The sequence below is a fragment of the Frankia sp. EI5c genome (assembly GCF_001636565.1).
Taxonomy (GTDB): Bacteria; Actinomycetota; Actinomycetes; order Frankiales; family Frankiaceae; genus Parafrankia.
Genome location: NZ_LRTK01000053.1, coordinates 63,988 through 69,987, shown reverse-complemented (window position 1 = coordinate 69,987; position 6,000 = coordinate 63,988). Strand labels below are relative to the sequence as shown.

At 69.4% G+C, this 6,000-nt stretch carries 4 protein-coding genes and 4 pseudogenes; 3 read left to right on the top strand and 5 right to left on the bottom strand.

Translation table 11 applies throughout. The features are described 5' to 3' along the window. From UG55_RS20015 to UG55_RS20005, 5 genes and pseudogenes are all read right to left on the bottom strand, one after another. The coding region (locus tag UG55_RS20015) for a thiamine pyrophosphate-binding protein (RefSeq protein ID WP_255360508.1) at positions 1–336 on the bottom strand (336 nt) is incomplete at its 3' end. A gap of 7 nt (positions 337–343) precedes the next feature. Beyond that, positions 344–1,506, bottom strand: a pseudogene (locus UG55_RS39820) (flavin-containing monooxygenase); the annotation flags it as partial. A gap of 1 nt (position 1,507) precedes the next feature. Beyond that, positions 1,508–1,594, bottom strand: a pseudogene (locus tag UG55_RS39815) (hypothetical protein); the annotation flags it as partial. Between the two features lies 1 nt (position 1,595). Beyond that, on the bottom strand, positions 1,596–2,176 hold a 581-nt coding region (locus tag UG55_RS39810; protein ID WP_242424822.1), incomplete at its 3' end, for an NAD(P)-binding protein. Positions 2,177–2,232: 56 nt separating this feature from the next. Continuing rightward, positions 2,233–3,078: an SDR family NAD(P)-dependent oxidoreductase gene (locus tag UG55_RS20005; RefSeq protein ID WP_066071468.1), complete on the bottom strand. Its 846-nt coding sequence runs from the start codon at positions 3,076–3,078 to the stop codon at positions 2,233–2,235. Between the two features lie 274 nt (positions 3,079–3,352). Here UG55_RS20005 and UG55_RS20000 point away from each other — a divergent pair. The 3 genes and pseudogenes from UG55_RS20000 to UG55_RS19995 form a co-directional block, all read left to right on the top strand. Continuing rightward, positions 3,353–4,400: pseudogene (locus UG55_RS20000) on the top strand (MaoC family dehydratase N-terminal domain-containing protein); the annotation flags it as partial. A 1-nt stretch (position 4,401) separates the two neighbouring features. Then, positions 4,402–4,612: pseudogene (locus UG55_RS47685) on the top strand (hypothetical protein); the annotation flags it as partial. Then, on the top strand, positions 4,609–5,352 hold the full coding sequence (locus UG55_RS19995) for an SDR family NAD(P)-dependent oxidoreductase (RefSeq protein ID WP_066071463.1): 744 nt from the start codon (positions 4,609–4,611) through the stop codon (positions 5,350–5,352). The pseudogene UG55_RS47685 and the gene UG55_RS19995, both read left to right, overlap by 4 nt. Positions 5,353–6,000: the final 648 nt, after the last annotated feature.

Here is a 6,000-nt window from a genome sequence, read left to right as displayed (position 1 = left end):
GATGCGGCCGCGGCGCACCCGCTGCTCGGTGATCCGGGCCCGCTGCCCACCCAGGAAGATCACCGGCGAGTTCTCGACCTTCGCGCACATCATCGCGCCGGCCAGGTTCGCGACACCGGGGCCGAGGGTGCCGATACACACCGCCGCCTTCCCCGTCATCCGGGAGACCGCCTCCGCCATGAACCCGGCGGACTCCTCGTGATGCGGCGCGACCACGTTCCAGCCGCGCTCCTCCGCCAGATGGAACATGTGCACGAAGTTCGGGTCGGGAATACCGAAGATGGTGTCGATGCCCTCGGCCGCGAAAAGCGGAAGAATACGCTCGTAGACCTTCACCGAACAGTCACCCCTCGATCGTGAGAGTGAGGCCGGCCAGGTCGCCGGCGTCGCGCCAGTCCCGCAGCAGGTCCTCCATGGCGTAGAAGCCAGCCCAGTAGGGGTCGCCGAGAACGGAGCGGATCCGCTCCTCGCCCTCGTTGTTGTAGTAGCCGGGCGTGCACTCCCGGGCGAAGTTGGTGTTGTCGATCTCGTTGGCGCGGATAGTGGCGACCCACTCCTCCTGCGCCTCGAACGTGGGTTCCACCGCCGTCGCGCCGCGGGCGAGGGTCTCGCTGATGATGTGGGCGATGTGGACGGCCTGCTGCTCGAACATCGCCGGCACCGCCGCCGTGATGCCGCCCTGGATGTAGCCGGTGAAGAACTGGTTCGGGAAACCGTGGGTCATGATCCCGTGCAGCGTGCGGTAGCCCTCGCGCCAGTGGTCGTAGAGCGACCGGCCGCCGCGGCCGGCGAACGGGTGGATCGCGAGCCGCCGGTCGAGGTCGGTGGTGATCTCGAAGCCGCTGGCGAACACGATGCAGTCGACCTCGTGCTCGACTCCCCCGGCGACGATTCCCGTCGCGGTGATCCGCTCGACCCCTCTGGTCGCCGACACGTCGAGCAGGGTGACGTTCGGGCGGTTGAACGTCGGCAGGTACAGGTCGTTGAAGCACGGCCGCTTGCACAGGAACCGGTAGTACGGCTTGAGGATCTCCGCGGTGTCCGCGTCCTCGACGATCGCCTCGATCCGGCCGCGCAGCCGCTCCATCACCTGGTAGTCGACGAGTTCCCGCAGCTCCATGAACTTCGCCGGGTCGGCCATGGCCGCCCAGCCGTCGGTGGCGTCCAGGTGTGCCTGGAGGTTGCGGCTGATCTCCGTCCAGCCGTCGCAGATCAGGTCCGGCTGGCCCGGCGCGAACGCCTCGTACGCCGCGGTGTGGAAGTTGCGGCGGCGTTCCCGCTGCCAGCCCGGCCGCAGTGAGGCGGCCCATTCCGGGTCGGTCGGGATGTCGCCGCGCTCGTCGATCGACGACGCGGTGCGCTGGAAGACGTACAGGTGCTCGGCGGTCTGCGCGATGTGCGGGATGACCTGCACGCCGCTGGCACCGGTGCCGATCACCGCGACCTTCTTGCCCGCCAGCCCGTCCAGCCCCCCGTGCAGGTGGCCGCCGGTGTACTCGTAGTCCCNCCGGGCGGTGTGGATCGTGTGGCCGGTGAAATCCCTGATGCCGGGAATCCCGGGGAGCTTCGGCTTGTTGAACGGACCCTGGCACATNACCACGAACCGCGCCCGGATCTCGTCACCCCGGTTCGTGCCGAGCTTCCACCGCCGGGACTCCTCGTCCCACTCCTGCGAGCGCACCAGCGTGCTGAAGATCGCGTGCTCGTAGAGGCCGTAGTGCTTGCCGATGCGCTGCGCGTGCTCGAGGCACTCGTCACCCCGGGCGTACTTCTCCCTGGGGACGTACCCGGTCTCCTCCAGCAGCGGCAGGTAGCAGTAGCTGTCGGTGTCGCACTGGATGCCGGGGTAGCGGTTCCAGTACCACACCCCGCCGAAGTCACCGGCGAGCTCGATGATCCGGAAGTTCGTCACCCCCGCCTCGGCGAGGCGGGCCCCGGTCACCAGGCCGGCCCAGCCGCCGCCGAGGACCGCCACGTCGATGTCCTCGACGATCGGCGTCCGGGGTACGACCGGCGTGTACGGGTCGGCCTCGTAGAACTCCTCGAAGTCCCCCTCGGTGACCAGGTACTGCTGCTGCCCCTCCGGGCGCAGCCGCCGGTCGCGTTCTAACAGGTACCTGGCCCGGAGGGCGTCGTGGTCGACCTCGGGGGTTTCGGTGGGAGCGCAGTCGTGCATGCGGGTTCCTCGCTTCGGGGCCGGTGCTCGGGTCGGTTGTCGGGCGCTGCGCGAGCTCAGCGCGTGATGGCCGCGCGGAACTCCTGGTCCTTGAGGAAGAGCGAGGTGTGGTCGGCGGCCAGGTGCGTCCACTTCAGGTTCAGCCCGCCGTCGACCAGGATGGTCTGCCCGGTCACGTAGGACGACAGGTCGGAGAGCAGGAAGAGGATCACCCCGGCCTGTTCCTCCGGACGGGCGCGCCGGCCCATCGCGATGGCCCGCCGGTCGCGCTCGACGTCCTCGTCCACGTAGGTCAGCGACGACGGCGTCGCCGTCACGCCGGGCGCCACGGCGTTCACCCGGATGTCGTCCTGTGCGAGCTCGACGGCCATCGTGCGGGTCGCGGCCACCAGCGCCGCCTTCGCCGAGCCGTAGCCGACGTGGAACGGCGCGGTGTTCAGGCCACTGATCGACGAGACCGAGACGATCGACCCCGGCCGGCCCCGTGCCTTGAGCTCGGCGGCGACCGCCTGGCTCATGAAGAACATCGTCTCGAGGTTCTGCGTGAACAGTTCGCGCCAGTCCGCCCGGCTCACCCGCGTGGCCGGCATCCAGGTGGAGGTGGCGGCGCCGCCGGCGACGTTGACGAGCCCGTGGAGGTCGCCGTCGGTGCGCCGCACCCGCTCCAGCACGGTGGCGATGCCCTCGTCCGTCGAGGCGTCGGCCGCGACCGGCACGACCGGCAGGCCCTCCTCGGCCAACGGCGCGACGTGGGTGTCGAGGTTGTCCTGTGAGCGGCTGACCGCGACGACCGTCGCCCCGGCCCGGGCGACCAGGCGCACCACCGAGGTGCCGATGCCACCGCCGCCCGCGCCGCTGACGACGACGACACGCCCGGTCAGATCGATGAAGTCGGATGTCATGACAGCGCGTCTCCGCTCGTGAAGTGAGTGCCCGAGACCGGCGCTGCCCGGCAGCGGCAGCGGTGAGGCGGCCGGCCGACTTCCGCCGGGCCCACTCTGGACGAGACCGTATTGCGGTGTCAATATCCACGATACGGTTCTGGCCACCGGCGGTGCGGAGTCCCACCGACAGGTCGGCCTGCTGGGTCCGAGGCGCCCCGGGGTCTGTCCCGGGCCCTCCGCGCCCGGCCCCGCGAATCGTCCCTAGCCGTCAACCGACAGTCGGGAGCGCTTGATGAGTGGAAAATCCGCGGCACCGGAGAAGGCGGCGTCAGCGAAGGCGGCGTCGGAGAAGCCGGAGCTTGACCTGTCGGACGTCGACCACCGGGTGGGCCAGCTGGTCGGCGGCGGGCAGTTGTACGACCCGTGCAGTTCCTCCGACGTCCGTCGCTGGGTGATGGCGATGGACTACCCCAACCCGTTGCACTGGGACGAACAGTTCGCCCGCGCGTCACGGTTCGGCGAGATCATCGCCCCGCAGTCCATCGCGGTCGCGCTCGACTTCGGCCACGGCGCCCAGCCGGCGTGCGTGGGTTACATCCCCGGCAGCCACCTGATCTTCGGTGGCGAGGAGTGGTGGTTCTACGGGGTGCCGGTCCGGGTGGGCGACAAGCTGTTCCAGGAGCGGCGGTTCCACGACTACAAGGTCGTCGAGACGAAGTTCGCCGGGCCGACGATGTTCTCCCGCGGCGACACCGTCCACACCAACCAGCTCGGTGCGCTGGTGGCCCGCGAGCGCTCGACCGCCATCCGCTACCTCGCCGCCGAGGCGGAGAAGCGCGGCATGTACGAGAACCAGCTCGGCGCCGTGAAGCGCTGGACGGACGAGGAGCTGCGTGCGGTCGAGAAGGTCCGCCACGACTGGCTCCTCAGCAACCGGGAGGGTGTCTCCCCGCACTTCGCGGACGTCCGGGTCGGGGACGTGCTGCCGCGCCGGGTGATCGGCCCGCACAGCATCGCCAGCTTCACCACCGAGTACCGGGCCTTCCTGTTCAACATCTGGGGCACGTCCCACTGGACCGCGCCGCCCGGCGTCGAGGACCCCTGGATCAACCAGGACCCGGGCTGGGTCGAGGGCTTCGGCTTCGACGAGGAGGGCGCCCGGATCGACCCGCGGCTGCGCGACGGCCTCTACGTCGGCCCGTCCCGCGGCCACATCGACGCCGACAAGGCCAGCGAGGTCGGCATGGCCCGCGCCTACGGCTACGGCGCCACGATGGGTGCCTGGTGCACCGACTACCTCGCCTACTGGGCCGGTCACGACGGCATGGTCCGCCACACCANGGCCAACTTCCGCGGCCCCGCCTTCGAAGGGGACGTCACCTACTTCGACGCCGAGATCGTCGACAAGCAGGCGGACTCGGTGTGGGGTGTGCCGCTCGTCCAGGTGAAGCTGAAGCTCACCAACCAGGACGGCGGCGTGCTGGTCGACTGCACCGCCGAGATCGAGCTGCCAGCCGGCCGAGGTTCGCGCAGTCAGGAGCCGACCGCATGAGTGGGCACACCGCAGTCGTCACCGGTGGAGCATCCGGCATCGGCGAGGCGATCAGCCGGCGGCTGGCGGCCGACGGCATCGCCGTGGCGATCTTCGATCTCGACGGCGAGGCCGCCGTGGCGAAGGCCGCCTCGATCGAGGAGGCCGGCGGCAAGGCAATCGGGCTGGCCGTAGACGTGACCGACCGGGCGGCGATCGACGCCGGGGTGGCCGCCGTCCGGGAACGGCTGGGCCGGCCGACGATCCTGGTCAACAACGCCGGGGTGACCCCCACCAGCCCCTTCCTCGACATCACCCTCGAGATGTGGAACCGCAGCCTCGCCGTCAACCTCACCAGTGCGTTCCAGTGCAGCCAGGCGATCATCCCCGACATGGTCGAAGAGGGCTGGGGCCGCATCGTCAACATCTCGTCGTCGAGCGTCCACAGCGGGCCGCCGAGGCTTGCGTCCTACGTCGCGGCGAAGTCGGGTGTGGTCGGGCTCACCAAGGTGCTCGCGCGCGAGTTCGGCCGGCGCGGCATCACCGTCAACACGATCCCGCCGGGCTTCATCGACACCCCGATGCTGCGGGACGCCGAGAGCAACGGGCTCATGAAGGTCGAGGAGCAGACCGCCGGCACCCCGGTCGGCCGGATCGGCCGCCCCGAGGACATCGCCGCGGTCTGCGCCTTCCTCGTCAGCGAGGAGGCCGGTTACGTCACCGGCCAGATCGTCAACGTCAACGGCGGCCGGATCTCCTGAAAAATGCCGCGGGCGCGCGGCCCGGTCGACCGGGAATCATCCGGGCAGCGCACTCGAATGCTCCGTCGCCCCTTGTTCAAGACGGTTTGTTCCAGGTAGAGGACCGCACGATATGCGTGACGCCGCTCCGCCAGAACGTTAATCTCGCCCTCCGGTCAGCCATATCGGCGACCGAGCCCGCGAGTACGGAGCAAGACGCATGTCCAGTGAAAGAAGACCACACAGTCCACCCCGGGCCCGAGTGCATCGCGGCGCGAGTGCCACAAAGCGGGCCACCGCCCGAGCAATCTCCGTCATACTGGCTTTTGGAGCGACTTTCTCGGTTGCCACGGCGGNGTCCGCACAGGCCGATCAGATCACCTTCACAAAGAAGCCCAGCCAGTACCATTTCGATGGTGCCGGGCAGGTCATCACCTACACCTACCGAATAGTCAACGGCCCGGTCGGCGCGGTCGACATATCGGTGATCGACAGCCAAATCGGGCCGATCTGGTGCCCCGCCACTACACTGCTGCCGCACGCGTCGATGGAGTGCGTGGGGCAGTACACGACCACCCGCCGGGATGCGGAAGGCGGATCCATCGGCAATTCCGCGACCTTGTCCCTGACCGAGGTCACGNGGACACGCGTCGTCAGGCACGCGACGGC

What these genes read in the sequence shown, in the direction of transcription:
- UG55_RS19995 (WP_066071463.1), top strand. Translation starts at nt 4,609, where the DNA reads ATGAGTGGGCACACCGCAGTCGTCACCGGTGGAGCATCCGGCATCGGC.
- UG55_RS20005 (WP_066071468.1), bottom strand. Translation starts at nt 3,078, where the DNA reads ATGACATCCGACTTCATCGATCTGACCGGGCGTGTCGTCGTCGTCAGC.